Annotated in this window: 27 protein-coding genes; 11 read left to right on the top strand and 16 right to left on the bottom strand. The window is 67.7% G+C overall.

Annotation, left to right across the window (positions count from 1 at the left end):
• Positions 1 to 8: 8 nt before the first annotated feature.
• The gene (locus PSR88_RS30010) at positions 9 to 530 is read right to left on the bottom strand and encodes an OmpA family protein (protein ID WP_005253674.1); all 522 of its coding nucleotides are present in this window, start codon (positions 528 to 530) and stop codon (positions 9 to 11) included.
• 303 nt (positions 531 to 833) lie between these two features.
• Here PSR88_RS30010 and PSR88_RS30005 point away from each other — a divergent pair, with 303 nt between their 5' ends.
• Together PSR88_RS30005 and PSR88_RS30000 are read left to right on the top strand one after the other, a co-directional pair.
• Entirely contained in the window at positions 834 to 971 is a 138-nt protein-coding gene (locus PSR88_RS30005) for a hypothetical protein (protein WP_009479155.1), read from the top strand.
• A 325-nt stretch (positions 972 to 1,296) separates the two neighbouring features.
• Complete coding sequence (locus PSR88_RS30000) at positions 1,297 to 2,541, top strand: esterase/lipase family protein (RefSeq protein WP_016883345.1); 1,245 nt, start codon at positions 1,297 to 1,299, stop codon at positions 2,539 to 2,541.
• A 9-nt stretch (positions 2,542 to 2,550) separates the two neighbouring features.
• On the opposite strand, the gene PSR88_RS29995 is transcribed toward PSR88_RS30000, so the two are convergent.
• On the bottom strand, positions 2,551 to 3,321 hold the full coding sequence (locus PSR88_RS29995) for a CPBP family intramembrane glutamic endopeptidase (protein WP_016883346.1): 771 nt from the start codon (positions 3,319 to 3,321) through the stop codon (positions 2,551 to 2,553).
• Between the two features lie 177 nt (positions 3,322 to 3,498).
• On the opposite strand from PSR88_RS29995, the gene PSR88_RS29990 reads away from it, so the two are divergent.
• Entirely contained in the window at positions 3,499 to 5,196 is a 1,698-nt protein-coding gene (locus tag PSR88_RS29990; RefSeq protein WP_016883347.1) for a fumarate hydratase, read from the top strand.
• Positions 5,197 to 5,256: 60 nt separating this feature from the next.
• On the opposite strand, the gene PSR88_RS29985 is transcribed toward PSR88_RS29990, so the two are convergent.
• Positions 5,257 to 5,925 carry a L,D-transpeptidase gene (locus PSR88_RS29985; RefSeq protein ID WP_011597987.1) on the bottom strand — a complete coding sequence of 223 codons (669 nt, stop codon included), beginning with the start codon at positions 5,923 to 5,925 and terminating at the stop codon, positions 5,257 to 5,259.
• A gap of 53 nt (positions 5,926 to 5,978) precedes the next feature.
• Positions 5,979 to 6,788 (bottom strand): class I SAM-dependent methyltransferase, encoded by an 810-nt coding sequence (locus tag PSR88_RS29980; protein WP_009479151.1) that lies wholly within the window; start codon positions 6,786 to 6,788, stop codon positions 5,979 to 5,981.
• A 130-nt stretch (positions 6,789 to 6,918) separates the two neighbouring features.
• Here PSR88_RS29980 and PSR88_RS29975 point away from each other — a divergent pair, with 130 nt between their 5' ends.
• Positions 6,919 to 8,313: an acyl-CoA dehydrogenase family protein gene (locus PSR88_RS29975; protein ID WP_009479150.1), complete on the top strand. Its 1,395-nt coding sequence runs from the start codon at positions 6,919 to 6,921 to the stop codon at positions 8,311 to 8,313.
• A gap of 13 nt (positions 8,314 to 8,326) precedes the next feature.
• On the opposite strand, the gene PSR88_RS29970 is transcribed toward PSR88_RS29975, so the two are convergent.
• From PSR88_RS29970 to PSR88_RS29940, 7 genes are all read right to left on the bottom strand, one after another.
• The gene (locus tag PSR88_RS29970) at positions 8,327 to 8,677 is read right to left on the bottom strand and encodes a hypothetical protein (RefSeq protein WP_009479149.1); all 351 of its coding nucleotides are present in this window, start codon (positions 8,675 to 8,677) and stop codon (positions 8,327 to 8,329) included.
• A gap of 25 nt (positions 8,678 to 8,702) precedes the next feature.
• The gene (locus PSR88_RS29965; protein WP_016883348.1) at positions 8,703 to 9,272 is read right to left on the bottom strand and encodes a mismatch-specific DNA-glycosylase; all 570 of its coding nucleotides are present in this window, start codon (positions 9,270 to 9,272) and stop codon (positions 8,703 to 8,705) included.
• Positions 9,269 to 10,258 (bottom strand): SDR family NAD(P)-dependent oxidoreductase, encoded by a 990-nt coding sequence (locus PSR88_RS29960; protein ID WP_016883349.1) that lies wholly within the window; start codon positions 10,256 to 10,258, stop codon positions 9,269 to 9,271. The genes PSR88_RS29965 and PSR88_RS29960 overlap by 4 nt, the downstream gene beginning before the upstream one ends.
• A 6-nt stretch (positions 10,259 to 10,264) precedes the next feature.
• Entirely contained in the window at positions 10,265 to 12,193 is a 1,929-nt protein-coding gene (htpG, locus tag PSR88_RS29955) for a molecular chaperone HtpG (protein WP_029539497.1), read from the bottom strand.
• 153 nt (positions 12,194 to 12,346) lie between these two features.
• A complete protein-coding gene (locus PSR88_RS29950; RefSeq protein ID WP_011597981.1) occupies positions 12,347 to 12,559 on the bottom strand; it encodes a DUF4287 domain-containing protein in 213 nt (70 codons plus the stop codon).
• Positions 12,560 to 12,625: 66 nt separating this feature from the next.
• On the bottom strand, positions 12,626 to 13,000 hold the full coding sequence (locus PSR88_RS29945; protein WP_009479144.1) for a type II toxin-antitoxin system death-on-curing family toxin: 375 nt from the start codon (positions 12,998 to 13,000) through the stop codon (positions 12,626 to 12,628).
• Positions 12,997 to 13,200: a hypothetical protein gene (locus tag PSR88_RS29940; RefSeq protein ID WP_016883351.1), complete on the bottom strand. Its 204-nt coding sequence runs from the start codon at positions 13,198 to 13,200 to the stop codon at positions 12,997 to 12,999. The genes PSR88_RS29945 and PSR88_RS29940 overlap by 4 nt, the downstream gene beginning before the upstream one ends.
• Before the next feature lie 174 nt (positions 13,201 to 13,374).
• On the opposite strand from PSR88_RS29940, the gene PSR88_RS29935 reads away from it, so the two are divergent.
• Positions 13,375 to 15,030, top strand: a complete 1,656-nt coding sequence (locus PSR88_RS29935) for an alkaline phosphatase D family protein (protein WP_011597979.1) — start codon at positions 13,375 to 13,377, stop codon at positions 15,028 to 15,030.
• On the opposite strand, the gene PSR88_RS29930 is transcribed toward PSR88_RS29935, so the two are convergent.
• Complete coding sequence (locus tag PSR88_RS29930) at positions 15,027 to 15,494, bottom strand: SRPBCC family protein (protein ID WP_011597978.1); 468 nt, start codon at positions 15,492 to 15,494, stop codon at positions 15,027 to 15,029. The two genes, PSR88_RS29935 and PSR88_RS29930, sit on opposite strands and share 4 nt — an antisense overlap.
• Positions 15,495 to 15,632: 138 nt before the next feature.
• Here PSR88_RS29930 and PSR88_RS29925 point away from each other — a divergent pair, with 138 nt between their 5' ends.
• Complete coding sequence (locus tag PSR88_RS29925) at positions 15,633 to 17,660, top strand: elongation factor G (protein ID WP_009479140.1); 2,028 nt, start codon at positions 15,633 to 15,635, stop codon at positions 17,658 to 17,660.
• A 37-nt stretch (positions 17,661 to 17,697) separates the two neighbouring features.
• Here the strand turns inward: PSR88_RS29925 and PSR88_RS29920 are convergent, their stop codons facing one another.
• Positions 17,698 to 18,741 (bottom strand): helix-turn-helix transcriptional regulator, encoded by a 1,044-nt coding sequence (locus tag PSR88_RS29920; protein WP_037197403.1) that lies wholly within the window; start codon positions 18,739 to 18,741, stop codon positions 17,698 to 17,700.
• Between the two features lie 86 nt (positions 18,742 to 18,827).
• On the opposite strand from PSR88_RS29920, the gene PSR88_RS29915 reads away from it, so the two are divergent.
• From PSR88_RS29915 to PSR88_RS29905, 3 genes are all read left to right on the top strand, one after another.
• Positions 18,828 to 19,295, top strand: a complete 468-nt coding sequence (locus PSR88_RS29915) for a hypothetical protein (protein ID WP_029539498.1) — start codon at positions 18,828 to 18,830, stop codon at positions 19,293 to 19,295.
• Positions 19,292 to 19,696, top strand: a complete 405-nt coding sequence (locus tag PSR88_RS29910; protein ID WP_016883358.1) for a DUF1304 domain-containing protein — start codon at positions 19,292 to 19,294, stop codon at positions 19,694 to 19,696. Before PSR88_RS29915 ends, PSR88_RS29910 begins: the two co-directional genes overlap by 4 nt.
• A 68-nt stretch (positions 19,697 to 19,764) precedes the next feature.
• Positions 19,765 to 20,634, top strand: coding sequence for a cutinase family protein (locus tag PSR88_RS29905; RefSeq protein WP_016883359.1), 870 nt, complete (start codon positions 19,765 to 19,767; stop codon positions 20,632 to 20,634).
• 12 nt (positions 20,635 to 20,646) lie between these two features.
• Here the strand turns inward: PSR88_RS29905 and PSR88_RS29900 are convergent, their stop codons facing one another.
• Positions 20,647 to 21,180, bottom strand: a complete 534-nt coding sequence (locus PSR88_RS29900) for a winged helix-turn-helix transcriptional regulator (RefSeq protein ID WP_011597972.1) — start codon at positions 21,178 to 21,180, stop codon at positions 20,647 to 20,649.
• A gap of 55 nt (positions 21,181 to 21,235) precedes the next feature.
• Between PSR88_RS29900 and PSR88_RS29895 the strand changes: the two genes are divergently transcribed.
• Positions 21,236 to 22,636 (top strand): MFS transporter, encoded by a 1,401-nt coding sequence (locus tag PSR88_RS29895; RefSeq protein ID WP_011597971.1) that lies wholly within the window; start codon positions 21,236 to 21,238, stop codon positions 22,634 to 22,636.
• Here PSR88_RS29895 and ychF read toward each other — a convergent pair.
• Positions 22,626 to 23,705, bottom strand: coding sequence for a redox-regulated ATPase YchF (ychF, locus tag PSR88_RS29890; RefSeq protein ID WP_016883360.1), 1,080 nt, complete (start codon positions 23,703 to 23,705; stop codon positions 22,626 to 22,628). The two genes, PSR88_RS29895 and ychF, sit on opposite strands and share 11 nt — an antisense overlap.
• Positions 23,706 to 23,752: 47 nt before the next feature.
• Positions 23,753 to 24,166, bottom strand: a complete 414-nt coding sequence (locus tag PSR88_RS29885; protein WP_011597969.1) for a CD225/dispanin family protein — start codon at positions 24,164 to 24,166, stop codon at positions 23,753 to 23,755.
• A gap of 119 nt (positions 24,167 to 24,285) precedes the next feature.
• Between PSR88_RS29885 and PSR88_RS29880 the strand changes: the two genes are divergently transcribed.
• Positions 24,286 to 25,863, top strand: a complete 1,578-nt coding sequence (locus tag PSR88_RS29880; protein ID WP_016883361.1) for an FMN-binding glutamate synthase family protein — start codon at positions 24,286 to 24,288, stop codon at positions 25,861 to 25,863.
• Positions 25,864 to 25,868 lie beyond the last annotated feature (5 nt).

Genomic DNA, 25,868 nt, shown 5'->3' with positions numbered 1-25,868 from the left:
CGGGCCGGTCAGCTGTCCTCGACGGTGATCTCCGCCTGATCGACGTTGACACCTTCGGGCGGGTTGGCCGTTCCGTCGACCGAGATGCGGCCCTTGTCGACGCCCTGCGCTTCGAGCGCGTTGGCGACGGCCTGGGCGCGCTGATCGGCGAGTAGTTCGGCGGCCGCCTCGTCCGAGTTGGTGGCGTACGCTTCGATCTCGATCTTGCTGTCGCCGGCCTTCATCGCGGCGGCCACCGCCTTGATCGTCACGTCCGAGACGGCGTTGAGCTCGGCGGTTCCCGACTCGAATCCGATCGGGACCGCCGCGATGGCCGAGTTGATCGCGTTCTGGGTGGCCTCGCGCGCGGTGTTGACGGCGGACGACGCCGTGGCTTGCACGCTGCTGATCGCGCCCTCCACCCGCTCGGACGCCGACGAGGTCGTCGTGGTCGCGATCGGGGCCTCGTTCGAGCTGTCGTCGGAACAGCCGGCCGCACCGAGCAGCGCGATGGCCGCGACCGCGATACCGGTGACGATGGTCTTGCGCATGATGGATTCCCCTATACGTCGGTATGTCCGGAAGGCGCTACACGTCGTGGGACGAGGATAGCCCCGCCGACGCCCGCCGACGGCGTATTCGAGCACGGCCGCGGCTCCCACATCGTGGGATCCCGAGCGTCGGATGTGAATCCGGACACGGGCTTCTCACCTGGTCGGAACCCGGTAATTCGCCCCGCGTTTCATTTCGGTTAAACCTTCGGATTGCGATCTCATTTCAATAACGGTAGGAATGAATCCGGCGCCCGCTCAGCGCCGACATAAATGCCCACAACCGAGCAAGGAGTTAAAAGCATGGATCTCGCCTTCCTGTCCGAATTCTTCTCCGCCTTCTCCGACCTCGCCGGTGCCCTGGACTTCTTCTCGGGTTCCGCCGACGCATTGGGCGGTGGCGCAGACGCCGCAACCGCGGCCGCGGCCACGATTGGCTAGCATTTTCGCTGGCACAAGACTTGAACACCCGTGACGGGGTTCGCACGCTTCAGGCGCGCGGACCCCGTCACGGCGTTGTCGGCGACCTTCGATCGACTCAATCACGTATCTATCACGACGGCCAATTCCCTACGTGAACATGTTCATTATCCGCGTCACCAGCATTTTTCCCGGAATTGGTCGGGCGACCAATTGAGTCGACCATCGAAGATCAACTTTCCCGCTTCACGGTTGATTTATTCTCGAAATAATCGGCCGCACCGCATATTCTCGGCCCTTCCGTAACACGCGCACATCTCAGTGCACATGCGTACACTCAAATTTCGTGACCGACGCGCAGATCAGACGCCGCTCCGAGGTGCGGGCCCTCGCCCGGCTGGCCCTCGAGGAAATCGGGGGCGCGGCCACCGGCATCGGCAGCATCCACCGCGCCATCGCGGATCGCGTCTTTGCCGGCATCCGGCTCGGCGTCGGCTCCCACGCCCTTCCTGCAAAGCTGCTCCACGACGAGATCTCGGGCGCCGTGTACACACTCGTCGCCGACACCGCGCGTCTCGGCGGCTCCCTCGCAGGACGGTTCCTGGATCTCCCGTCGTCGGAGAATCTCGCCCCGTCCCAGACACGCCGCGGAGCCCCGGCCATCGCCGCGATCCAGGGGCTGATCGGTGACGTACTGGAATCCGAGGGATCGCCGCTCGCCGAACCCCTGGCGATACGGGTGAACGGTGTCGCGCTCGCGCCGGACGCATCCACGCTCGCCGACGCCTTCCCGCACGCCGGCGGCCGCATCGTCGTTTTCCTGCACGGACTCGTCGAAACCGAAGACGCGTGGGCGCTGGGCCGCCGTCCCACCTACGGTGAACGGCTCGGGACGGACCTGGGGCATACGGCGCTGCAGATCCGGTACAACTCCGGCAGGCACATCTCGGACAACGGCAGGAGCCTGTCCGAACTTCTGGACGCGGTCACCGAGAACTGGCCGGTCGAGGTCGAGTCGATCGCACTCGTCGGGCATTCCATGGGAGGCCTCGTGGCCCGCAGCGCCTGCCGGATCGCCTTCCTCGACGACCGGCCGTGGGTGAGACGGGTTCGGCAGGTCGTGAGTCTCGGCTCGCCCCACCTCGGCGCCCCACTGGAGCAGGCCGTCCACTATGCGAGTGCCGGCCTGGCCGCACTGCCGGAGACGCGCGCGATCTCCGGGCTCCTGCGCAGAAGGAGCGCCGGCATCCGGGATCTGAACCAGGGTTCACTCGTCGACGAGGACTGGCGCGATCGCGATCCGGACGCACTCCGCGCCGCGGCGTGCAACGAGGTCCCACTCCTCGACGGCGTGACGTACTACTTCGTCTCCGCGACCATCACGCGCAGCCCGCGGCATCCGCTGGGTCGCCTGCTCGGCGACGGCATGGTGCTCGTGCCGAGCGCGTCCGGCCGGAACAGGACGCGGATGATCGGCTTCCGCGACGAGCACGGCATGCACCTCGCGTCCGCGAACCATTTCACGATGCTCAACCACGAGTCGGTGTACGAAAAGCTGCTCGAATGGCTGGGCACGCCGGAAACCGGCTGACTCCCGGACTCAGGCCATGGTCGTGTGCCACACGATGGCGGCTGCGAGCGCGCCCGCGCCGTTCAGCGACCAGTGCAGCGCGATGGGCGCGATCAGGCTGCCGCTGCGGCGACGGAGCCAGGTGAACACGACGCCCGCGGCGGCGGTGGCGACGACTGCCCCCAGGATGCCCAGCACCTGACCGACAACCCCGCCTCCGAGGAAACCGGACAGCCCCTTGTTACCCGACGTCAGTCCCAGCGACGACGCGATGTGCCAGAGACCGAACATCAGCGATCCGGCCGCGAACACGCCGCGTGCGCCGTAGACCCGGCCGAGGGTGCCCTGCAGCACGCCGCGGAACGCGAGCTCCTCGGGGATGACGGTCTGCAACGGGATGACGATCATCGACGCGACCAGCGCACCGGACAGGGTGGCGTACCGGTCGGCCATGAAGAAGGGGCGGGTGATCGGCAGGGCCGCGCCGATCGCCACGACGCCGATCACGAGTCCCATCGCCGCCAGCGCGTACAGCGAGCCCTTTCGCCAGTGCCGGGGCGAGAGCCCCAGCTCGGCCCAGCCGAGTCCGCGACGGCGGGTGAGCACGAGCAGCACGACAGCGGCGATGGGAACGGTGGCGATGCTCGCCCACGCGGTGGTGAAGTGTGCGATCAGATTCGTGGCCACGAGGACGACCACCACGATCGCGATGTCGAGGTAGGCGTGCAGCACGGGCCGCTTCGCGCGTCCACCGGACGTCTCGCTGTCGACAGCTCCGGCGTACTGGACTTCAAGGGTCATTCGGCCGGCCGATCTGGTTCGTGAACACGCATCAAGTCAAGTGTACGGATTTGTCTGTGAAACCTCTGTGAGCCACGCCACTGCGCAGGTCGAAGCATGCCCCCGCGTCACAGGGCCGCCGGAGCCCGCGTCTAGCCTGGATACGAACTTCACACAACCCGCTGTCCAGGAGATAGAATGGCCGACTTCCTCTACGAGGACTTGCTGCCCATCGGTGAGGACCCCACCGAGTATCGGCTGCTGACCACCGAGGGGGTGTCGACCGTCGAAGGACCCGACGGCCGCACCTTCCTGTCCGTCGAGCCCGAGGCGCTGCGCCTGCTCACCGAGACCGCGCTCCACGACATCTCTCACTACCTGCGCAGCGACCATCTGACGCAGCTCGCGAGCATCCTCGACGACCCCGAGGCTTCGGGCAACGACAAGTTCGTGGCACTGGATCTGCTCAAGAACGCCAACATCTCCGCGGCCGGCGTGCTGCCGATGTGCCAGGACACCGGCACCGCGATCGTCATGGGCAAGCGCGGCCAGCACGTCCTCACCCCCGGCGACGACGAGAAGGCCATCGCCCGGGGCGTCTACGACGCCTACACCCGGCTCAACCTGCGGTACTCGCAGAACGCGCCGATCACGATGTGGGACGAGAAGAACACCGGGAGCAACCTCCCCGCCCAGATCGAGCTCTACGCCGACACGGCGACCGGCCACGAGAACGCCTACAAGTTCCTGTACATGGCCAAGGGCGGCGGCAGCGCCAACAAGTCCTACCTGTTCCAGGAGACCAAGGCGATCCTGAACCCGGACGGCATGATGCGGTTCCTCGAAGAGAAGATCCGCGCCCTCGGCACCGCGGCCTGCCCGCCGTACCACCTCGCGATCGTCGTCGGCGGCACGTCCGCGGAGTTCGCGCTCAAGACGGCCAAGTACGCGTCCGCGCACTACCTCGACGAACTCCCCAACGAGGGAGCGATCACGGGCCGCGGCTTCCGCGACCTGGAACTCGAGGAGAAGGTGCTCGAGCTGACCCGTCAGATCGGCATCGGCGCACAGTTCGGCGGCAAGTACTTCTGCCACGACGTCCGCGTCATCCGCCTCCCCCGCCACGGCGCCTCACTGCCCGTCGCTCTCGCCGTGTCCTGCTCGGCGGACCGCCAGGCCAAGGCGAAGATCACCCCCGAGGGCGTCTTCCTCGAGCAGCTCGAATTCAACCCCGGCCGGTTCCTCCCCGAGGTCACCGACGCCCAACTCGACGCCGAGACCGACGGCATCTCCGGCACCGGCAAGGGCGCCGCCGTGAAGATCGACCTCACCAAGCCGATGCCCGAGATCCTCGCCGAGCTGTCCAAGCACCCGGTGAAGACACGGCTGTCGCTGACCGGCCCGCTCGTCGTCGCACGCGACATCGCCCACGCCAAGATCAAGGAACGGCTCGACGCCGGCGAGGACATGCCGCAGTACCTCAAGGACCACCCGGTGTACTACGCCGGTCCGGCCAAGACCCCCGACGGCATGGCGTCCGGCTCCTTCGGACCCACCACTGCCGGTCGCATGGACTCCTACGTGGAGCAGTTCCAGGCCGCGGGCGGCTCGATGGTGATGCTCGCGAAGGGCAACCGCTCCAAGCAGGTCACCGACGCGTGCAAGTCGTACGGCGGCTTCTACCTCGGGTCCATCGGCGGTCCCGCGGCGCGTCTCGCCCTCGACTGCATCAAGAAGGTCGAGATCGTCGAGTACGAAGAACTCGGCATGGAAGCGGTCTGGAAGATCGAGGTCGAGGACTTCCCCGCGTTCATCGTGGTCGATGACAAGGGCGAGGACTTCTTCGCCGGCGTCTCCACCCCCACCCTCACCATCGGCAAGCGTCCCGGCCTGTAGGCGGCTCCGCCGCCCGTGAGTGGTTGACGAGTCCAGGGACTCGTCAACCACTCACGGGTGCTACGCGCCTACGGCGATCTCGATCACCGGGTTCTTCGCCGGGTCGAGCCGGCCGAGGACTGACGTCAGCGTGCCGCGGTCGATGGCGACGCACCCTTCGGTGGTGGTGCCGTCCGTGACGTGCAGGAACATCGCAGAACCGAGGCCGGGAATGCGGGCGGCGTTGTAGCCGATCGCGACCGCGTGGTCGTACAGCGGTCCAGCCGCGTAGAGATTCTCGCTGTTCCCACCGGGGCTCGCGTCCTGCCGGACGTGCGTGTTGTAGGTCGGCGAGAGTGGATTCGCATCCCACCAGTCACGTCGATCGGACTGGAAGTACGGCATCGCCGTCTCCGGTGCGGGCTGCCGGCCGAACGCCTGCGACAGCGGAAAGACACCGGCCGGCGTGCGGGTGGAGAATTCGTTCGCCGCGCCGATTCCCTCCGCGCCGACGTCGGCGGGGACGGGGCCCGCGAACACCTGCCACGTGCCGTCCGCATTCCGTTCCCAGGCGGTCAGTTCGGCGACCACTGCCCCCGCGGATGGCGCGTAGACGGTGATCACCTGGTCCGATGCGCCGGAGAAGACTGCTCGGTTCGGGGTCGCGGAGGCGCCGGGAACGAGCACCAGCCCGATCAGAGCCACCATCAGTCCCGCCAACCACAGTCGACCCACCCGTAACGTCGTCATGGGGCGAGTGTTCCATCCTCGGGCACTCGTCGCGAGATTTTCCCTCCGCGCTGCTACACGCGGCAGAGGATCTCGCTGTGCAGGAGCGCGAACCAGCCGTCGTCCTCCCGCACCCACGAACGCCAGCCCGCAGCGATGCGTTCCAGGTCCGCCTCGGTGGCGAGCCCCAGTTCGAGCGCGCGGTCTGCGTAGTTCGACTGCAGCGAGCGATCAGCCCAGGACCCTCCCCACCACTCGCGATCCTCGTCGGAGGAGAAGCACCACGTGCTCGCGGTGTTCACGACGTCGGCGAAACCCGCCTCGTGTGCCCAGGCCCGCAGGCGGCGGCCGGCGTCCGGTTCACCACCGTTCGCCCGCGCGATGTTTTTGTAGAGCGTCAGCCATTCGTCGAGTTCCGGTGTCGCCGGAAACCACGTGAAGGTGCCGTAGTCCGCGTCGCGGGCGGCGACGATTCCGCCGGGCCTGCACACCCGCTTCATCTCGCGCAGCGCCTGCACCGGGTCACCGACGTGTTGCAGGACCTGATGCGCGTGCACGACGTCGAAGCTGTCGTCGGGAAAGTTCAGGGCGTGGACGTCCGACACCACGGTCAGGGTGTTCGGGACTCCCCGCTTCGCGAATTCGTTCCGGGCGAGGGACAGCGCGTCGTCGTTCATCTCGACGGCGGTGACGACTCCGGGTGCGACGAGTCCGGCGAGGTCGGCGGTGATCGTGCCCGGCCCGCACCCGACGTCGAGCAACGTCATGCCTGCGCGCAGGTGCGGGAGCAGATAACCGGCGGAGTTCTCGGCGGTGCGCCACCGATGGTTTCGCAGCACCGATTCGTCGTGACCGTGGGTGTAGACCGTCTCGTCGCCGTTCATGCCTCGACGCTAGCAACATCGACCAGATAATGGGATAGTCCTCCCGTATTTTGAGATATCGTGAACTCCGGTAGCGGCGAGTCGTGAGTGTTACGTTGTTGCACACCAACGCGGCAACCGAGGGACTGCCATGACTTTCAGCCTCGCTCTCACTCCGGCGCAGAAAGACCTCGTCGAGCGGACGCACGCCTTCGCGGAGAACGTGATCCGACCGGTGGCTGCCGAGCACGACCGCGCGCAGGAGTTCCCCTGGGACGTTCTCGAGAAGGCCGCCCAAGAGGGTTTCTACAGTCCGCTGTTCTACCGCGACCTCATCGGCGACCCGACCGGCCTGTCCCTCCCCCTGTTCATGGAGGAGTTGTTCTGGGGTTGCGCCGGAATCGGGCTGGCCGTCGTGATGCCCGCGCTGGCGCTGTCGTCGATCGGGCAGGCCGCGACGCCGGAGCAGATGCTGCGGTGGGCGCCGGAGTGCTTCGGCGAGCCTGGCAACCTGAAACTCGCGGCACTGTGTATCTCGGAACCCGAGGGCGGCAGCGACGTGCGGAATCTGCGGACCACCGCGACGCGCGACGGCGACGAGTGGGTGATCGAGGGCCACAAGATGTGGATCGGCAACGGGGGCATCGCCGACGTGCACGTGGTGAACGCGACCGTCGATCCGGATCTGGGCCATCGCGGGCAGGCGCTCTTCGTGGTCCCCGGCGGAAGCCCGGGTATCGAACTCGTCCGCAAGCTCGACAAGCTGGGCTGCCGCGCGTCGCACACGGCGGAGCTGAAATTCCATCAGGTGCGGGTACCCGCCGACCACCTGCTCGGCGGCGACGACAAGCTGCAGAACCGCATGCGGAAGGCCCGTGAGGTGCAGGAGGAGGTGGCCACCGGCGCGCCCCAACGCAAATCGGCCACCCTCGGCACGTTCGAGCAGACACGCCCCATGGTCGCCGCTCAGGCGCTGGGCATCGCCCGCGCCGCGCTCGAATACGCCACCGAGTACGCGAACCGCCGCGAGGCATTCGGCGGCCCCATCATCGACAACCAGGGCATCGCATTTCCGTTGGCCGACCTCGCGACCCAGATCGACGCCGCGCGGCTGCTCACGTGGCGGGCGTCGTGGATGGCGGCGGCGGGCGTGGAGTTCCGCCACGGCGAGGGTTCGATGGCGAAACTCGCGGCGTCGGAGGTCGCGGTGAAGACCACGGAACGCGCACTGCAGACGATGGGTGGGTGGGGGTACATCAGCGACCACCCCGTCGAGAAGTGGTACCGGGACGCCAAGCTGTACACCATCTTCGAGGGCACCAGCGAGATTCAGCGGATGGTGATCGGGCGCGCACTCGGCGCCGCGGACGGCGCCCCGCCCCTCCACTTCGATCAGCCGACCGAGGGATCCGCCTTCAACCGGCGGTTCGGCAGGGGCACGTCCGTGCGCACGAAGGCGGGCGAGTTCGCGATGTCGATGAAGGACCGGATGCCCGAGTCCGCGCAGCGACTCGCGATGAAAATCCTTGCTCCACCAAAGAAGTGATGCCCGCCCGAGATCAGGTCCAGAGTGCGGCCACCAAGACGGTGACGATGCCGAGCCCACCGGTCACGTGGACCAGGTTCGGGTTCTCCTGCCCCTTCTTCTGCTTGCCCCGGACGATCTCGGCGAGCGCGACCACCACCAGTGAGAGCACAAGCTTCACGCCGATCTTGACGTGGTTGTAGTCCTTGTCCAGTACGGCCTCGCCGAGCCCGACCAGGATCAGTCCCGTCACGAATTGGAGCCGCGCACCCCACACCATCACCTCGGAGATCCGCGGCGCTCCGAGCACCGCGAAATAACCGCCCACGAGGGCGGCCATGCCGAGCAGGTGGCAGACGAAGAAGAGGTTGTAGACGACGGTCATCTCCGCAGCCTAGCGACCCGCCCGGTCAGCCGGAAACGCTTCCCGCCTCGATCGCCGCCTCGCGGTACGACGCGGCCAGGGTGGCGACGGTTTCGTGGGCGTTGAGCCCGCTGGGATTGGGTACCAGCCACAACTCCGCGCCCTCGAGGTCGCGGGGTTGCTTACCCTTCTTCGCGGCACGCTCCCCGAATGCCGTGCGATAGGCGGTGATTCCGGCGACGGCGACCACCCGGGGAGCGGTGCCGCGGACCACGGCGCGCAGGCGCTCGGCTCCGACGGCCAGTTCCTCGCCGGACAACTCGTCCGCTTTCGCCGTGGCGCGCGGGGCCAGGTTGGTGATGCCGACACCCCGCTCGATCAGGTGATGGCGATCCGCGTCCGACATCCCGGACGTCGGGTCGATCGGACGCTCGATGATCCCGGCGGCCAGCAGGGCCGGATAGAAGCGGTTGCCCGGGCGCGCGAAATGCGCCCCGGTCGCGGCGGTCCACAGTCCCGGGTTGATACCGACGAACAGCAGCCTGCAGCCCGGTCCGATGAGGTCCGGAACCTCGGCGTCGCGGAACGACTCCAACTCCGCACGAGTAAAGCTCACAGTCGGCCCGCCTCCGCCAGCCCGGCAACGGTGTCGGCCAGGGTTTCCGCCGAATCGCGGTACTTCACACCCAGTTCGCTCTCGCTCGGCCGGTCGTCGGTGTCCGGCATCCGCGTGTAGTACTCCATCGCGGCCTCCGAGATCGGGGTGTCGATGGGGACGAACCGGTCGACGGCGTCGACCAGCCTGCCCACCAGGCGCAGCGCGGCGTCCGGAACCGGGAACACGCCCATCCATTTGCCGGTGATCACGCCCAGCATCTCGGCGATCCCCGCGATCGGAATCCGGGGACCACCGAGCATGTACCGGCGGGCACCGCGTCCCTGCTCGAGGAGGGCGGCGTGCGCGCTCGCCACCTCCCGGACGTCGACCATCGTCCACGCGGCGCCCCGCCCGGGCAGACCCCGCAGGTGGACGGCGGCCTCGACTGCCTGGGCGGCCTCGCCGAACTGGGTCCCCGCCGGCGGGCCGATGATCATGCCCGGATAGGTGATCGCGATGGGTGCGCCGTCGGCCTGAAGGTCGCGAGCGTACTGCTCCACACGTGCCTTGCTCCGGCCGTAGGCGTCGGGGGGCCCGCACACCGGCAGGTCGGGAGTGAGCAGCCGGGCCCCCGGCTGGAACAGCGCAGCGATACTCGAGACGTAGACGATCGGATCGAGGCCCAGCTCGACCGCGGTTCCCAGCACGTTCTGCGCGCCGGCCAGGTTGGTCTGCAGCATCTCCTCCGCGCGCCGCGGGTCGACCGCGACCACGGCGGCGGCGTGGACGACGGCGTCGCAGCCGTCGAGCGCGCGGCGCACGGACTCGGCGTCCGTGATGTCACCGACGACGTGATTCGATGTGTTGAGTCCGAGTGCCGCGGCACTGGTCACGAGGCGAGCAGGATCCCGCACGAGGAAGCGCACCCGGTGACCGGCGTCCACCGCCGCCTTCGCGCTCCATGCCCCGACGAACCCTGTTCCCCCCGTGACCAATACCAGCAAGGTGAACTACACCGTCCTGGCGAGACGGTTGGCGAGCATGGTGGTGAACCGGGCGGGATCCTCGAGTTCGCCGCCTTCTGCCAGCAACGCCATCCCGTAGAGGAGCTCCGCGGTCTCCCCCAGCGCCGGATCCTCGTTGCGTTCGCCGTGCGCCTCCCGCAGCCCGGTGACGAGCGGGTGGGTCGGGTTCAGCTCGAGGATGCGCTTCGTCACGGGGACGGGCTGCCCGGACGCCCGGTACATCCGCTCCAACGCCGGCGACATGCTGAAGGCGTCGCCGACGATGCAGGCCGGTGATGTGGTCAGCCGCGTGGACAGTCGCACCTCCTTGACCTGCTCGCTCAGCGCGTCGGCCATCCAGGAGAGCAAGCCGGCGAAGTCCTTCTCCTGCTCCTCCCGCTCCGATTCGTGTGCCTTCTTGTCTTCCTCGGTGTCGAGATCGACCTCGCCCTTGGCGATCGACTGGAACGACTTGCCGTCGAATTCCGGCACGGCGCCGACCCACATCTCGTCCACGGGATCGGTGAGCAGCAGCACCTCGAAGCCCTTCGCGCGGAAAGCCTCCATGTGCGGTGAGCTCTCGAGCAGCTGCCGGGATTCGCCGGTCGCGTAGAAGATCTGTTCCTGACCGTCCTTCATCCGTGCCACGTAGTCTTCGAGCGAGGTGAGCTCCTCCTCGCTGTGGGTGGACGCGAACGACGAGATACCCAGCAGCACATCCCGATTGTCGGTGTCCGACATCAGGCCTTCCTTGACCGCGCGGCCGAACTCCGCCCAGAACGTGCGGTAGTCGTCGGGCCGCTCGGTCTTCAGGTCCTTGATCGTGGTGAGGACCTTCTTGGTGAGCCTGCGCCGGATGGCACGAATCTGCCGGTCCTGCTGAAGGATCTCACGAGACACGTTGAGGGACAGGTCCTGAGCGTCGACCACACCCTTGACGAAGCGGAGGTACTCCGGCATCAGCTGGTCGCAGTCGTCCATGATGAAGACGCGCTTGACGTACAGCTGCACACCCGTCTTCCCGTCCCGCATGAACAGGTCGAACGGGGCGTGGGACGGGATGAACAGCAGTGCCTGGAACTCGAACGTGCCCTCCGCCTTCATCGGGATGACCTCGAGCGGATCGTCCCAGGCGTGGGCGATGTGCTTGTAGAACTCCTTGTACTCGTCCTCGGAGACGTCGTCCTTCGATCGCGCCCACAGCGCCTTCATCGAGTTGATCGTCTCGGACGTCGTGGTGACCTCGTCCTCACCGTCGCCTTCCGCGGGAACCGTGCGCTCGACGTTCATCCGGATCGGCCACGCGATGAAGTCGGAGTAGCGCTTGACGAGTTCCTTGATCTTCCGTTCCGACGTGTAGTCGTGCAGGTGATCCTCGGCGTCCTCGGGCTTGAGGTGCAGGGTGACGGAGCTGCCTTGCGGGGCGTCGTCGACCGCCTCGATCGTGTAGGTGGCCTCGCCGCTCGACTCCCAGCGCGTGGCCTCGCTCTCGCCGGCCCTCCGCGTCAGCAGCGTCACCTTGTCGGCGACCATGAACGTCGAGTAGAAGCCGATGCCGAACTGTCCGATCAGTTCCTCGGAGGCGGCGGCGTCCTTCGCTTCCTTCAACTTGCGGCGCAGGTCTGCGGTGCCGGACTTGGCCAGCGTGCCGATGAGGTCGACGACCTCGTCGTGCGACATGCCGATGCCGTTGTCGCGGACGGTCAGCGTGCGCTTCTCCGCGTCCACCTCGATCTCGACGTGCAGATCCGACGTGTCGACGTGGAGCTCCTTGTTGCGGAAGGCTTCGAGCCGCAACTTGTCCAGCGCATCCGACGCGTTGGAGATGAGCTCCCGCAGAAACGAGTCCTTGTTGGAGTACACCGAGTGGATCATGAGGTCCAGGAGCTGGCGGGTCTCCGCCTGGAACTCCAGTTGTTCGATTTTCGTGCTCACTTCGATTCCCTTCGACAGCAGAACCCTCGACACCAGATTCGTCGTCGGAATGATAGCCCGCGGCCGAATATCGGATTCATCGCGGCGAGAGGTCCGGAGATGGCTGCGCCAGGGCGGCGAGGAACCTCCCGCGCCGAACCCGGACCGGGGCCGTCAGGCGGCGGCGTCCTCCTTCAGGGTGTGGGCGACCAGCGCGTTGGCGTGGCCGTGACCGAGGCCGTGCTCGGACTTCAGCCAGCTCACCAACTCCATGTGCTTGGTCAGCTCGGACGCCCGGATGAGCGTCTGCCATTCACTGATCGGCCGACCGTACTTCTCCTCGATCGACGGGAAATACGACGCGGGACCCTTCACTGGTTCAGCCATGCGCGACAGGCTAGCCGAACCCTCCGACACATACTGTCCGACAGGGATCTTCGGATGTAGCGACACTCAGACGGGACGCGCCCAATCAGCGAGCTGCCGCGACACCTCCCGGTACCCCTGCTCCCCGCTCGACACAGCGATGACCAAGTCGTACGCCGGATCTTCGGGAGCATCCAGGTCGTAGCCGTTCAGTCCATAGAACACGTGAACCGCCAGCCAGGACAGCCTCTTGTTCCCGTCGACCAGCGCCTGGTTCCTCGTCAGGGACTCGAGCAGAACGGCAGCCTTGTCGTGAATCGACGGGTACGCCTCCTCGCCGACCAATGACGTCTGCGGACGATGAGCCGCCGAGTCGAGCAGTCCGAGGTCCCGGACGGACGCAACGCCGAGATCCTCGGCCAGCGCGAGCAAGTCCTCGAGAGTCAGGTAGTCGATCGTCACTGAGCGAGGCGGTCCAGCAAAGTGGCATACCGCTCGCGGCCGCCACGGGACAGCGCGCGAACCCGCTCGTCATGGGTGTGTCGGGCAGCAGCCTCCACGATCGCGCGGACGGTCGCCTCCTGCTTGCTGACACCTTGAGCGTCGGCGAGAAGCGTGAGCGCGCGCTCCTGCTCCTCAGTCAGTCGCAATGTCATGGCCATGTACCCATGATACCAAAGTGGTACCAGGTGACGGCACCTCCTGGCGAATCACCACGAGTCGCCGCGAACCCCACAACTCTTTCGCGGCGGAAGCCTTCTCGGGTTTGCTCGGGGATCCGTAGGCTGAACGTATGTATCCGTCACGCGCGAAGAGAATTCCGGCAAGGTGACGCCGTGGCGGAGCTGATTCTGGGGCCACTGCTGAGGCATGTCGGCACGTGCGATGCGACGGTGTGGGTCGAGACGTCGGAGGCATGCACCGTCCGGGTCCTCGGCCACGAGGAGCGCACGTGGAACGTGTCGGGTCACCACTATGCGCTCGTCGTCGTGGAGGGTCTGGAGCCCGGGTCGACCACCCCGTACGAGGTGACCCTCGACGGCCGCGCGGTGTGGCCGTTGCCGAGTGCCGTCCCGTCGGTGATCCGCACCCTCCGGGAGGACGACGACACGCTCGTCCTGACGTTCGGGTCGTGCCGGTTCGCCACGATGTCCACGACGGAGGACAACCGGCACCTCGGCGCCGACGCGCTGGACGCCTACGCGGTGCGGATGGCCGAACAGTCCCCGGACCAGTGGCCCGACGCCCTGCTACTGCTCGGGGATCAGGTGTACGCCGACGAACTCTCCCCCGAGACCGAGGCCCGGGTCGCCGAGATCCACGACGTGAAAGAGCCGCCGGGGCCGCAGGTGCGCAATTTCGAGGAGTACACCTGGCTCTACGCCGAGTCGTGGACGGACCCTCAGGTGCGCTGGCTGATGTCGACGGTGCCGACGTCGATGATCTTCGACGACCACGACGTCCGGGACGACTGGAACACCTCGGAATCCTGGCGTGCCGAACTCGAGGCCACGTCGTGGTGGGAGGAGCGCATCGTCGGCGCGCTGTCCTCGTACTGGGTGTACCAGCACCTCGGGAACCTGGCGCCGAGCCTGCTCGCCGAAAATGAACTGTATCAACGGGTTCGGAAGCACGGCGGCGACGTCGAGCCGATGCTCCGCGAATTCGCGTCGGCCGCCGACGAGGAAGCGGACGGGGCGAAGGGCACGCAATGGTCGTATCGCCGGGACCTCGGGGTCGCGCGGCTGCTCGTCATCGACTCGCGGTGTGGTCGTGTCCTCTCCGGCGGTCGCCGCGAGATGGTGTCCGACCCCGAATTCTCCTGGATCGAACGTCAGACCGAGGGCGATTACGACCATCTGCTCGTCGGGACGTCGCTGCCGTGGTTGCTGCCCCGCGCCCTGCACGACCTCGAGTCCTGGGACGAACGACTCGCCGCCGGGTCCCGCGGCCCGCGGGTGGCGGCCGTGGCGGAGAAGATCCGGCGGGGTGCGGACCTCGAGCACTGGGCGGCGTTCCGTGACTCGTTCGACCGGTTGGCCCGCCTCTTCGCCGAGGTCGGAGCAGGCCGCAAGGCCGGTCCGGCCGGCCGGGCGCCGTCCACCATCTCGGTGCTGTCCGGGGACGTCCACCACGCCTATGTCGCGCAGGCGCACTACGCCGAGAAGCTGCAGTCACTGGTGTATCAGCTGACGTGCTCTCCCCTGCACAACTACGTTCCGGCCGCCATGAAAGTGACGTTCCGGATCTCGTGGCGGCGCGCGACCGAGCGGACCGTGCGTTTCATCCTCGGCCGGGTGTCGCGGGTGCCACCCGTTCCCATCGACTGGTCGAAGGTCGCCGGACCGTTCTTCGGCGACCAGGTCGCGACGCTCCACCTGAACGGACGGTCCGCCCGCCTCGTGATGGAACAGGCACGCAACGACAGCGACGGCACACCCCGCTTCAAGACGATGACCGACCTCGAGTTGACGACGGGAACCGACGCCTAACGCTGCTCGGCCGTCGCCTTCAGTTGCGCGAGCCCCTTCTCGAAGTCCTTGCCCACCATCTTGTCCATCGGGAAGAGGACTCCCACGATCTTGAAGAAACGGTTGGTCTTGCCGGTCATCTGCCAGCGGACGGTGGTCCCGGCGCTGTTCGGTTCGAGGAGGAACGTCGTGACGTTGTCCGCCTTGAACGGTTTGAGGAACTTCAGGTCGAGCACGACCTTCGAACCGGGCACCGACTCGGTGATCACCATCGACCCCGCCCCCGCCTTGCGATTGCCCTCCCAGGCGTAGGCGGCGCCGACACCCGACTCGGGGCCGGAGTACGTGCGTTTCAGGTCGGGATCGACGTTCTCCCACGGCGACCACGACTGCCACTGCCGGAAGTTGTCGAGGAGCGGCTGAACGACGTCGGGGCTCGCATCGATGACGGTGGAACGTTCGACGAGGAAGTCGTCCGAAGCCATGCCGGTCTCCATTCGCTGTCGGGTGTGGTGGAACGAGGTCGCGCCCACCTGGACAGGTGGAAGATAACGCCTCGCCGACGGTCGCGCGCGCTGTATCGTCGGGAGCGACCCAACGACAGTGCTGTGGTGGGGGTGGCAGTGACGACCGAGACGGATCTGATCCGCAATATCGCTCTGATGGGACATCAGGGTAACGGGAAGACGACGCTCGCGGAGGCGATGCTCTTCCGCGCCGGTGTCGTCACCCGGCCCGGACGCGTCGAGAGCGGTAACACCGTGCTCGACACCCAACCGGAAGAGCACGACCGCACGCAGTCGCTGGCGCTCGGCCTGGCCTCCTTCTCGTGGGGCGACTACCGGATCAACCTGCTCGACCCGCCGGGTTATGCCGATTTCATCGGCGACGCGATGACCGCTCTCCGGGTCGCGGACGTCGCCGTGTTCGTGATCGACGGCGTCAGCGGTCTGCAGGTGAACGACGAGTTGCTGTGGCAGGCGGCCGGTGAGCGTTCCATCCCGCGCATCCTGTTCGTGAACAAGATGGACAAGGAGCGGGCGTCGTTCGACGTCGTCCTGGCCGGTATCCGCGACCATTTCGGGTCCGGGGTCGAGCCGGTCGACCTGCCCGTCGGCGAGGCGTCGGCGTTCACCGGGGTCGCCGATCTCCTCACCGAGCACGTCATCCTCTACGACAGCGGGTCCGCGAACACGAGCGACGAACTGCCCGCCGATATCGCCGACCGCGAGCACGAACAGCACGAGCATCTCGTGGAGGACGTGGTCGAGATCGAGGACGACCTGCTCTCGAAGTATCTCGACGGGGAGGACATCTCCGTGGCCGAACTCGAGCACGCGCTCCGCGCGGGTTTCGCGGCGGGCTCGCTGTGGCCGGTGCTGTGCGGGTCGGCGGTCGATGCGATCGCCGTCGACCGGTTGCTCGACTTCGTGTGCCGGATCGCGCCCGCACCGTCGGAGGTCCCGGGCATCGAGGTTCACGGCGACGGGGTCGCCGAGGTGCGGTGCGATCCGTCCGGTGATCCGCTCGCGTACGTCTTCAAGACGCAGACCGACGAGTACGTCGGGCAGGTGGCGTTGGTGAAGATCCTGTCCGGCACCGTGCACGCCGACGACGTCCTCGTCAATCAGCGCACCGGAGCGAAGGAGCGCCTGCACAACCTGCTTCGCGTCCTCGGCAGCAAACACACCGCGATCGACACCGCGGAGGCGGGCGACATCGTCGGCGCCATCAAACTGACCGACGTCTCGACGGGTGACACCCTCGCGCCGATCGGCTCGTCCCTCACCGTGCCCCCGATCGTGCACCGGCGTCCCGTCTACGGAATCGCCGTGGCCGCCGAGAGCGCGGGCGACGAGGACAAACTGGCGACCGCCCTGACGGAGCTCGTCAGCGACGACCCGACGCTGGAGGTGACCCGCGACAGCGAAACCCACCAGACGGTGGTCCGGGGCGCCGGCGATGTGCACGTGCAGGTGGCGCTGACCCGGTTGAAGCGGCGGTACGGCATCACCCTCCAGACCGAACCCGTCAAGATCGCGTACCGCGAGACGCTGCTCGGCACCGTGGAGACGGAGGGCCGCCACAAGAAGCAGAGCGGCGGCCACGGCCAGTTCGGGGTGGCGACGGTCCGCTTCGAGCCGCTCCCCCGCAACGAGGGCTACGAGTTCGTCGACGAGACCCGCGGTGGAGTGATACCCAAGTCCCTCATCCCCGCGGTCGGCAAGGGGATCGCCGAATCGATGGGACGCGGAGGCCGGCACGGGTTTCCGCTTGTCGACCTGCGGGCCACCGTTCTCGACGGCAAGCATCACTCGGTCGACTCCGACGATTTCAGTTTCCGGATGGCGGGGGCACTCGCCCTCCGTGCGGCCATCGACAAGGTGGGCACCCTCGTCCTCGAACCCGTCGACCACGTCGAGGTCACGGTGCCGTCGGCGCTTCAGGGCGACGTGATGGCGGATCTCGGACGGCGCCGCGGCCAGATCGAGGGCACCGAACCGGCAGGGGACGGCGAGGTCACCGTCATCGCGTCGGTGCCGACGAGCGAGGTCACCGACTATCCGGTCGCCCTGCGCTCGATGACACACGGGCGTGGCCGTCTCGCACTGAGTTTCAAGTGCTACCAGGAACGGCCCGAACCGCGCTGAGCCGCCGTGGAGGGCGGGGCCGGTTCGTGAGCCGCCGCTAGTGCTCGCGACCGGTCCGCAGCCGAGCGGCGAGCTCCGCGCGGCTGCGGACCCCGGCCTTCGCGTACACCGATTTCAGGTGGTCCTGGACGGTGTTCACAGTGATGCCGCGGCGGTCCGCGATCTCGGACGTCGCGTAGCCGGCCATCACATCGGCGCACACGTCACGCTCGCGTGCGGTCACCGCATACGCCGCGAGCAACAATCCGGTGAGCTCGCCGCCGACGGCGGGTTCGAGGGTGACCACCGTCTGCGGTTCGTCGCCGCCGATCAAGGCCGTGGCGCGCACCAGAATCCAGCCGCCCTCCGCGTCGCGCACACGCGCCTTGAAGATCCCCGAACCGCTCGACCGCGCTCCGAACGTCGCGGCCCGCAGCACCACGGTCAGCCTGCCCGGGGCGACCTCGTCGAAGCGGTCCTGCCAGCCACGGGCAGCGGCCGTGAGCGCAATCGGATCGCCGGCGGCGTCGGTGACCACCACCGCCGGACCCTGGTCGCCGCGACCGGAGACCGCCGGGGCGTGTACGGATGCGGCCCGCGTCGCGACCGCCAGGCCGGGAGCCACGAGTGTGAGGAACTCGAGCTCACGGTCGGTGAAATCCGGCCCGGACCGCACGAATCCGGCTGCGCCCCAGCACACACCGTCGACGCGGAACACGATTCGGACCTCGCTGCCGAGCTGCAGCGGCGCCCACACCGCGCCGTGGCGGAGGCTGTGCGCGACCTCGTCCGCGGGTAAGTCCGAGGCACGCGCGACGGTTCGGCCGCTGCGGGCGAGTTCGGCGAACGTGCCCGGATCGTCGCCGTTGTACTCCGATTCGGCGAGCAGCGGTTCGTACTGCTGCGGTATCCGGCTGCGCCCGCTGGTCATCGAACTGATCGCGAGTGTCTCCGGGTCGAGCATCGCCCAGCACGTCAGGTCGCTGCGCACCGTCTCACCGACCAGTTCGATGGCGCGCTGGTGCAGCTGCGTGACACCGGCACCCGATCCCGCGACCGCGAGCACCTCCCGGCGCAACTTTTCCGCCCGGACCTCCAGCATGAACACAGTATGCGCTGGTCACAGGCACACCACCATCCCAGATTCCGGGGATGGGCAGCGGGGTGCACCGGTCATACCGTCGCAGTATGTCCACTCACGTTCACGTAAACAGAGCAGGCGACGGCCGCCACCTCACCGCGCCGGACGCCGACATCACGGTCCTGGTCGGCGGCGAGCACACCGGCGGAGCGTACGAAGTCTTCCTCGTCGAAGCGTCCCGGACCGCACCGGACGGCCCGCTGCACGCCGAGCCGTGGTCGAAGTCCTACCACGTGCTGCGCGGCCGGATGCTGGTCCAGGCCGGAGACACCGGGTACGAACTCGCGGCGGGGGAAACCATCGCCATCGAGGCGGGAACGATGAATACGTTCACGGTCCTCTCCGAGTCCGCCGACTTCCTCCTCGTCTCCGCCGGGGCATCCCACAGCCGTTTCTTCGGTGATCTCGACGCGGTCGGCCGTGGCGGGGACTCGCCGGGAGAAATGGACCGGCTGCTGCACGGGGTCACCGATCGGTACGGCGTCGAACTCGCGACCGGGTCGGGTGCGCCGTGACCATCGTCGCGCAGATCGCCACACTGGTCGCCGCGGGCGTGCACCTGCTGGCATTCGTGTGGGAGTCGGTCCTGTTCTGCGCGCCGTCGGTGCACGAGGGCATCTTCCGCATCCCCGGCCGCGATGTGCCCGCCGCCCATCTGTGGGCGTTCAACGTCGGCTTCTACAACCTGTTCCTCGGTTCCGGCGCCATCGCCGGCGTCGTCCTGTGGTGGGCGGGTCACGACACTCCGGGTCGCACCCTCGTCGTCTACACCTGCCTCTTCATGTTCCTGGCGGGCATCGCCCTGGCCGTTTCGGACCGGATGGCGCTCAGCCGACAGCGCGGGGACGGCGTCGTCGGCGCACTGTCGCAGAGCGTGCCCCCGCTGGTGGCCTTGATCGCGCTGACGATCGGGTGACAACCCACGGCGCTCGATTGCCAGGAACTTCTCAGGGTCGCCCGAACGGATCCTTACCCGCGGTCGGCATGATGGGAGCCATGTCCCAGGTGACCGTTCTCGCCGTCGGTGGCACCGGAGAGTCCCACCCCGATGACCACCGACGCCACGTCTCCGGACTGTTGCGTGACGTCACCGACGCCCTCGACGACCGGTTCGCGTCGCGGTGGGTCGGCTATCCGGCGTCGTACGGGCCGGTCGCCGCGGGCGGGCTCAGCTACCGGGAGAGCACCGAGGTCGGCGTCCGCCGCTTGACCGACGCCATTGAGGACGCTCCGGGATCGGTCATGCTGATCGGCTACTCGCAGGGATGCACCGTGATCCGTGAAGTGCTCGGACAGATCGCCACCGGCGCCCTGCGCGCCGACAACCTCTCCGCGGTGGGTCTCGTCTCCGACCCCGAGCAACCCGCGGGGGTGGTGCCGGGCTGCCGCGGGCGCGGTGTCGCGGGCGACGGCGCCCCGATCCCCGACTCCGTACCGGTCCAGTGGATCGCGCACCCGGACGACATGATCTGCAATGCCAGCGAAGACAGCTACGTGCGCGACATCGCGGACCTCACCCGGTGGATGTCGTTTCGCGCGCTGCGGACGTGGCTCGCACAGACGTGGGAACTGATCCGCAACAACAGCTTCCAGAATGCGACCAAGACCCGCGTCAGCCCCCGGCAGTGGCGCACCGACCTGCGCCGGCTGCGGACCGCGGCCATCGAGGTGCTCGGCTACCTGCCGCCGCGCCTCGCCTGGCGCGGTGTGCGCGTCGTCAATGCGCGGGGTGGGCGGCACGTCGCGTACGCCAGCGAACCCCTCGATGCGAGCGGGCTCACCGGATGCCAGATCCTCGCCCAGTGGTTGCAGGTGCGGGCGACGTTCGAACCGGCCCTGCCCGTCGCGGCGTGAGGGTCGCGTCGATCAGGCGCTGTGCGGCCGCAGTGGAGTGAGCATCCGGCGCGGCTCACGCAGGGCCACGGCGACGGCGTCGCTGCGGGGACGGACGGCCTCCCCCGGCCCGGGCGCGACCACCAGGTCCTCGGGGCCCGGGATCGTGCCGCAGTCGGGGCATCGCCCGAAACGATCGAGTTGCGCTCCGCACACCGCGTGCGAGAACACGCGACCCGGGTAACTGCCGGGCGACACGTACTGCTCACCCCATTGCGACAGCGCATAGATGCTCGGCCACAGAGCCTTCCCGGCCTCGGTGAGTTCGTACTCGGGATGACCGCCGTCTGCGACACGGACGAGGACGCCGGCCTCGACGAGAGCGGTCAGCCGGTCCGTCAGGACGGCGCGCGAGATGTCGAGGTGGGCAAGCAGATCACTGAAGCGGCGGACCCCGTAGAAACAGTCGCGCAGCACAAGCATCGTCCACCGCTCACCCACCACTTCGAGGGCGCGAGCGAGGTTGCAGTTCTGCTGCGAGTACCCGGTTCCCAGTGCCACACCCACATGCTAACGCAATTCAGTCTTGTCACCAGACCAAAATGGTTCTAAGTTCAGTCTTGTGAACAGACCAACTGCGGTTGCCCCACTGATCCGTGCACACACTCCCCGCCCGGGGACCACGCTGGCCGTCGCATCGCTCGGGACGTTCGTCGCCCTGGTCGCGTTCTGCGCCCCGCTCGGCAACATGCCCACCGTTGCCGCGGCGCTGTCGGCGGGCCCGGCAGCGCAGACGTGGATTCTCAGTTCGATGAGCGTCGGCCTCGCCGCGGTCCTGCTGACCGCGGGCGCACTCGCCGACGACTACGGCAGGCGCCGGGTGTTCCACTGGGGTGCCTGGCTTCTCGCCCTGGGCGCGGTGGTCGGCGCGGTCAGTCAGGAACCCGTCCTATTCATCGTCGGACGACTGATCCAGGGAGTGGCGGGGGCGGCATTGATCGCGGCCAGCCTCGGCGCCGTCGCACATGCCTTCACCACCCCGGCGGCAAGGGCGACGGCGAGTGGAATCTGGGGTGCGAGCGTCGGCGCCGGCATCGCCGTCGGCCCCGTCGTCGCGGGCCTCCTCGACCTCGCCGGGTGGTGGCGCGGCCTGTACTGGGCACTCGCCGTCGCATCGCTCGTGATCGGACAGGTCGCGACGCGCGCGCTCGCGGAGTCACGCTCCGCCGTCCCCAAGCGGATCGACGTCCCGGGAGCGGTCACGCTGTGCGCCGCGATGGTCCTGGTGCTCGTCGCACTTGTCGAGGGCAGACAGGGCAACATTGCCGCCACCGTGCTCTGCGGCGTCGGCGCGGCCGTGTTCACCCTTGTCTTCGTCGCGGTCGAGCGGCGGCGACCGTTCCCGATGCTCGACCTCACATTGTTCCGTCGACGCGACTTCCTGGCCGCCACCCTCGCGGCCCTCGCGACCGGGGCGGGCATCATCGGCCTGATGTCGTTCGCGTGCACGTTCCTGGTCAAGACGATGCACGTCAGCACGCTGGCCGCAGCCGGGGTGATCGCGCTGTGGTCGGGCACGAGTGTCGTGGCGTCGCTGCTCGCCCGCACACTCCCGGCAAGGCTCGCCGGCTCACCACAACTCGTCATCGGACTCGCCGGCGTCGGCCTCGCCATGCTCACGATGACGGGCCTCACCCCCGACTCGTCCCTGCTGCGATTGGTCCCGGGACTGCTGCTCGCCGGCGTCGCGAGCGGCCTGCTCAACGCCGGCCTCGGCCGCCAAGCCGTCGCCAGCGTGCCCGCCGATCAGGGCGGACTCGGCAGCGGCGCCAACAACACCGCCCGCTACCTCGGCTCCTCCATCGGCGTCACCGTCGTCAGCATCATCGCCCTCGACCCGGCAGGCACCGTCGATGGCATGATGTTGGGCTGGAACTCCGCCGCCGTCACCACCGGGCTGATCTCACTCGTCGGCGCAGGAGTGGTCGGGGTGCTCGTGCGAGGAACCGCCGTCAGACGTTGAAGCGGAACTCCACCACGTCGCCGTCGGCCATGATGTAGTCCTTGCCCTCCATGCGGACCTTGCCAGCGGCCTTGGCGGCTGCCATGGATCCGGCGGCGATGAGGTCGTCGAAGGAGACGATCTCGGCCTTGATGAAGCCGCGCTCGAAGTCGGTGTGGATGACGCCGGCGGCCTGGGGGGCGGTGTCGCCCTTGTGGATGGTCCAGGCGCGGGATTCCTTGGGACCGGCGGTGAGGTAGGTCTGCAGGCCGAGGGTGTGGAAGCCGGTGCGGGCGAGTGCGTGCAGGCCCGGCTCGGACTGTCCGATGGAGTCGAGCATCTCCTGCCGGTCCTCTTCGTCCAGCTCGAGCAGCTCCTGCTCGACCTTGGCGTCGAGGAACACAGCGTCTGCCGGGGCGACGGAGGCGCGCAGTTCGGCGACCTTCGCGTCGTCGGTGAGCACGGCCTCGTCGGCGTTGAACACGTACAGGAACGGCTTGGTGGTGAGCAGGCTCAGCTCGCGCAGCAGCGCGAAGTCCAGCTTGTCCTTCGCACTGAACAGGGTCTTGCCCTCGTCGAGGACTTCCTGCGCCTTCAGCGCCTCCTCGTGGATGGGCTTGAGTTCCTTGTTCTTCTTCGCTTCCTTCTCCAGGCGCGGCAGGGCCTTCTCCAGCGTCTGCATGTCGGCGATGACGAGCTCGGTCTCGATCACCTCGATGTCGGATGCCGGGTCGACGCGGCCGTCGACGTGCACGACGTCGTCGTCGTTGAAGACGCGAACCACCTGGCAGATGGCGTCGGCCTCGCGGATGTTGGCGAGGAACTTGTTGCCGAGGCCGGCGCCCTCGGAGGCGCCCTTGACGATGCCGGCGATGTCGACGAACGACACCGTGGCGGGCAGGATGCGCTCGGAACCGAAGATCCGGGCGAGCTCGGACAGCCGCGGATCGGGCAGTTCGACCAGGCCGACGTTGGGTTCGATGGTCGCGAACGGGTAGTTCGCGGCCAGCACGTCGTTGTTGGTCAGCGCGTTGAACAAGGTGGACTTGCCGACGTTGGGCAGTCCGACGATTCCGAGGGTAAGGCTCACGGTCGTTGGATTCTACGGCGTCGGCGTCCGATCAACGACCATCGCCCTCACCAGCTGGAGGTATTGCTGTTCGCGACGAGGGCGATGATCAGGATCGCGTACCCGATCACGAAGACGACGATCAGCGCCACCCAGATCCACAGGGCGATCTTGCCGAGCGCCTTCGCGCGGTCGGACGCGTACTGGGCGCCCTGATAGTCGCCCATCGCCCACTTGGGGTACACGTCGTGGACGTGGTTGAACGCGGCGAAGGCGAGCGGCCAGAAGAAGAGGACGGCAGCCACCGCCCATCCGGCGTTCGAGGGCGGCAGTGGCGGCGGGCCGTACTGGCCCGGGTACGGCTGCGACTGCGGCGGCTGCTGTTGCTGCGTCGGGTACTGGTAGCCGTAGGTACCCGTGTCGCCGGGCTTCGGCGGCACCGGGTTGCTCGACGATTCCGGATTGCTCGGCGACTCCGACATGACTCCCCCTGTCGTGGCAGCTGACCTCGTGCGTCCACTATCCCACCTGTCTCCCCATGTGAGTGCGAAAGTGCGCCGGAGTACGCGTCGGCACTCATGTGAGGTTCTAGTCTCAGCGAGTGACCCGCTGGTTGATCGTCCTCGCGCTATGGATCCTCGGACTGGGCGCTCTTGCGTTGACCCTCGGTGTGGCGACCGGGTGGTGGTTCGCCGCGGTCGTCCTTCTCGCGCTCGCAGCCCTGGGGACGTGGGATCTGCTGCAACGGCGCCACAGCATTCTGCGGAATTATCCGGTGCTGGGGCACGCGCGGTTCCTGCTCGAGAAGATCCGCCCCGAGATCCAGCAGTACTTCGTCGAATCGTCCACGGACGGAACGCCCTTCGACCGCGACACCCGCGACCTCGTCTACGAGCGGGCCAAGGGGACGCTCGCCGAGGAACCGTTCGGCACCGAGCGGGACGTGCACGCCGTCGGCTACGAGTTCATGGCCCACTCGCTGCGCGCCCGGATGGCACCGCCCGAGCCGCCGACCGTCCGCATCGGCGGCCCCGACTGCGAACGGCCCTACGACATCGCGCTTCTCAACGTGTCGGCGATGAGCTTCGGCTCGCTCTCCGCGAACGCCATCGAAGCCCTCAACGCCGGGGCCGCGCGCGGCGGGTTCGCGCACGACACCGGCGAGGGCGCGATCAGCCCGTACCACCGCAAGCACGGCGGCGACCTGATCTGGGAGATCGCGTCCGGCTACTTCGGCTGCCGCACGGACGACGGCCACTTCGACCCCGGCAAGTTCGCCGAACATGCGGCATCAGACCAGGTGAAGGCGATTTCGATCAAGCTGTCGCAGGGCGCGAAACCCGGGCTCGGCGGCGTGCTGCCCGGGGCGAAGGTGTCGCGGGAGATTGCCGAGACGCGCGGCGTGCCGGTCGGGAAGACGGTGATCTCCCCGCCCTCGCACACCGCGTTCTCCACCCCGAACGAGCTGATCGACTTCATCGTCACCCTGCGAACGCTCTCCGGCGGCAAACCCGTCGGGTTCAAATTGTGCGTCGGATCGCGCACCGAGTTCCTCGGCATCTGCAAGGCGATGCTCGAACGCGACGTCACCCCGGACTTCGTCATCGTCGACGGCTCCGAGGGCGGAACCGGTGCAGGTCCAGTGGAATTCGAGGACAACATGGGCATGCCCCTCACCGAGGGGCTGATGCTCGTGCACAACGCGCTCACCGGCGCCGGACTGCGGAACCGCATCAAGATCGGCGCGTCCGGGAAGGTCGCCAGCGCATCCGACATCGTCAAACGGATCATTCAGGGCGCCGACTTCACCCTGGCCGCCCGCGCGATGATGTTCGCCGTCGGCTGCATCCAGGCGCAGATGTGCCACACCAACCGCTGCCCCGTCGGAGTGACGACGCAGGACCCGGCGCGGACCCGCGCGCTCGACGTCCCCGACAAGGCGGCCAGGGTGTTCCGGTTCCAGAAGTCGACGGTGGCCGGCGCCCAGCAGATGGTGGCATCGATGGGTCTCGACAGCTTCGACCAACTGACACCGTCGATGCTCAACCGCCGGATCGACGGGGTCACCACGCGCACCTACGCGGAACTGTACGAGTGGCTGATGCCCGGCGAACTGCTCGAGGATCCGCCCTCGGATTGGCTCACCGACTGGATCGACGCCGATTCGTCTCGCTTCTGACGTCG

The organism is Rhodococcus sp. DK176 (genome assembly GCF_038447315.2).
Classification (GTDB): Bacteria; Actinomycetota; Actinomycetes; order Mycobacteriales; family Mycobacteriaceae; genus Rhodococcus_F; species Rhodococcus_F jostii_A.
Note: the sequence above shows the minus strand (reverse complement) of the source record. Positions and strands in the feature narration are given on the sequence as shown.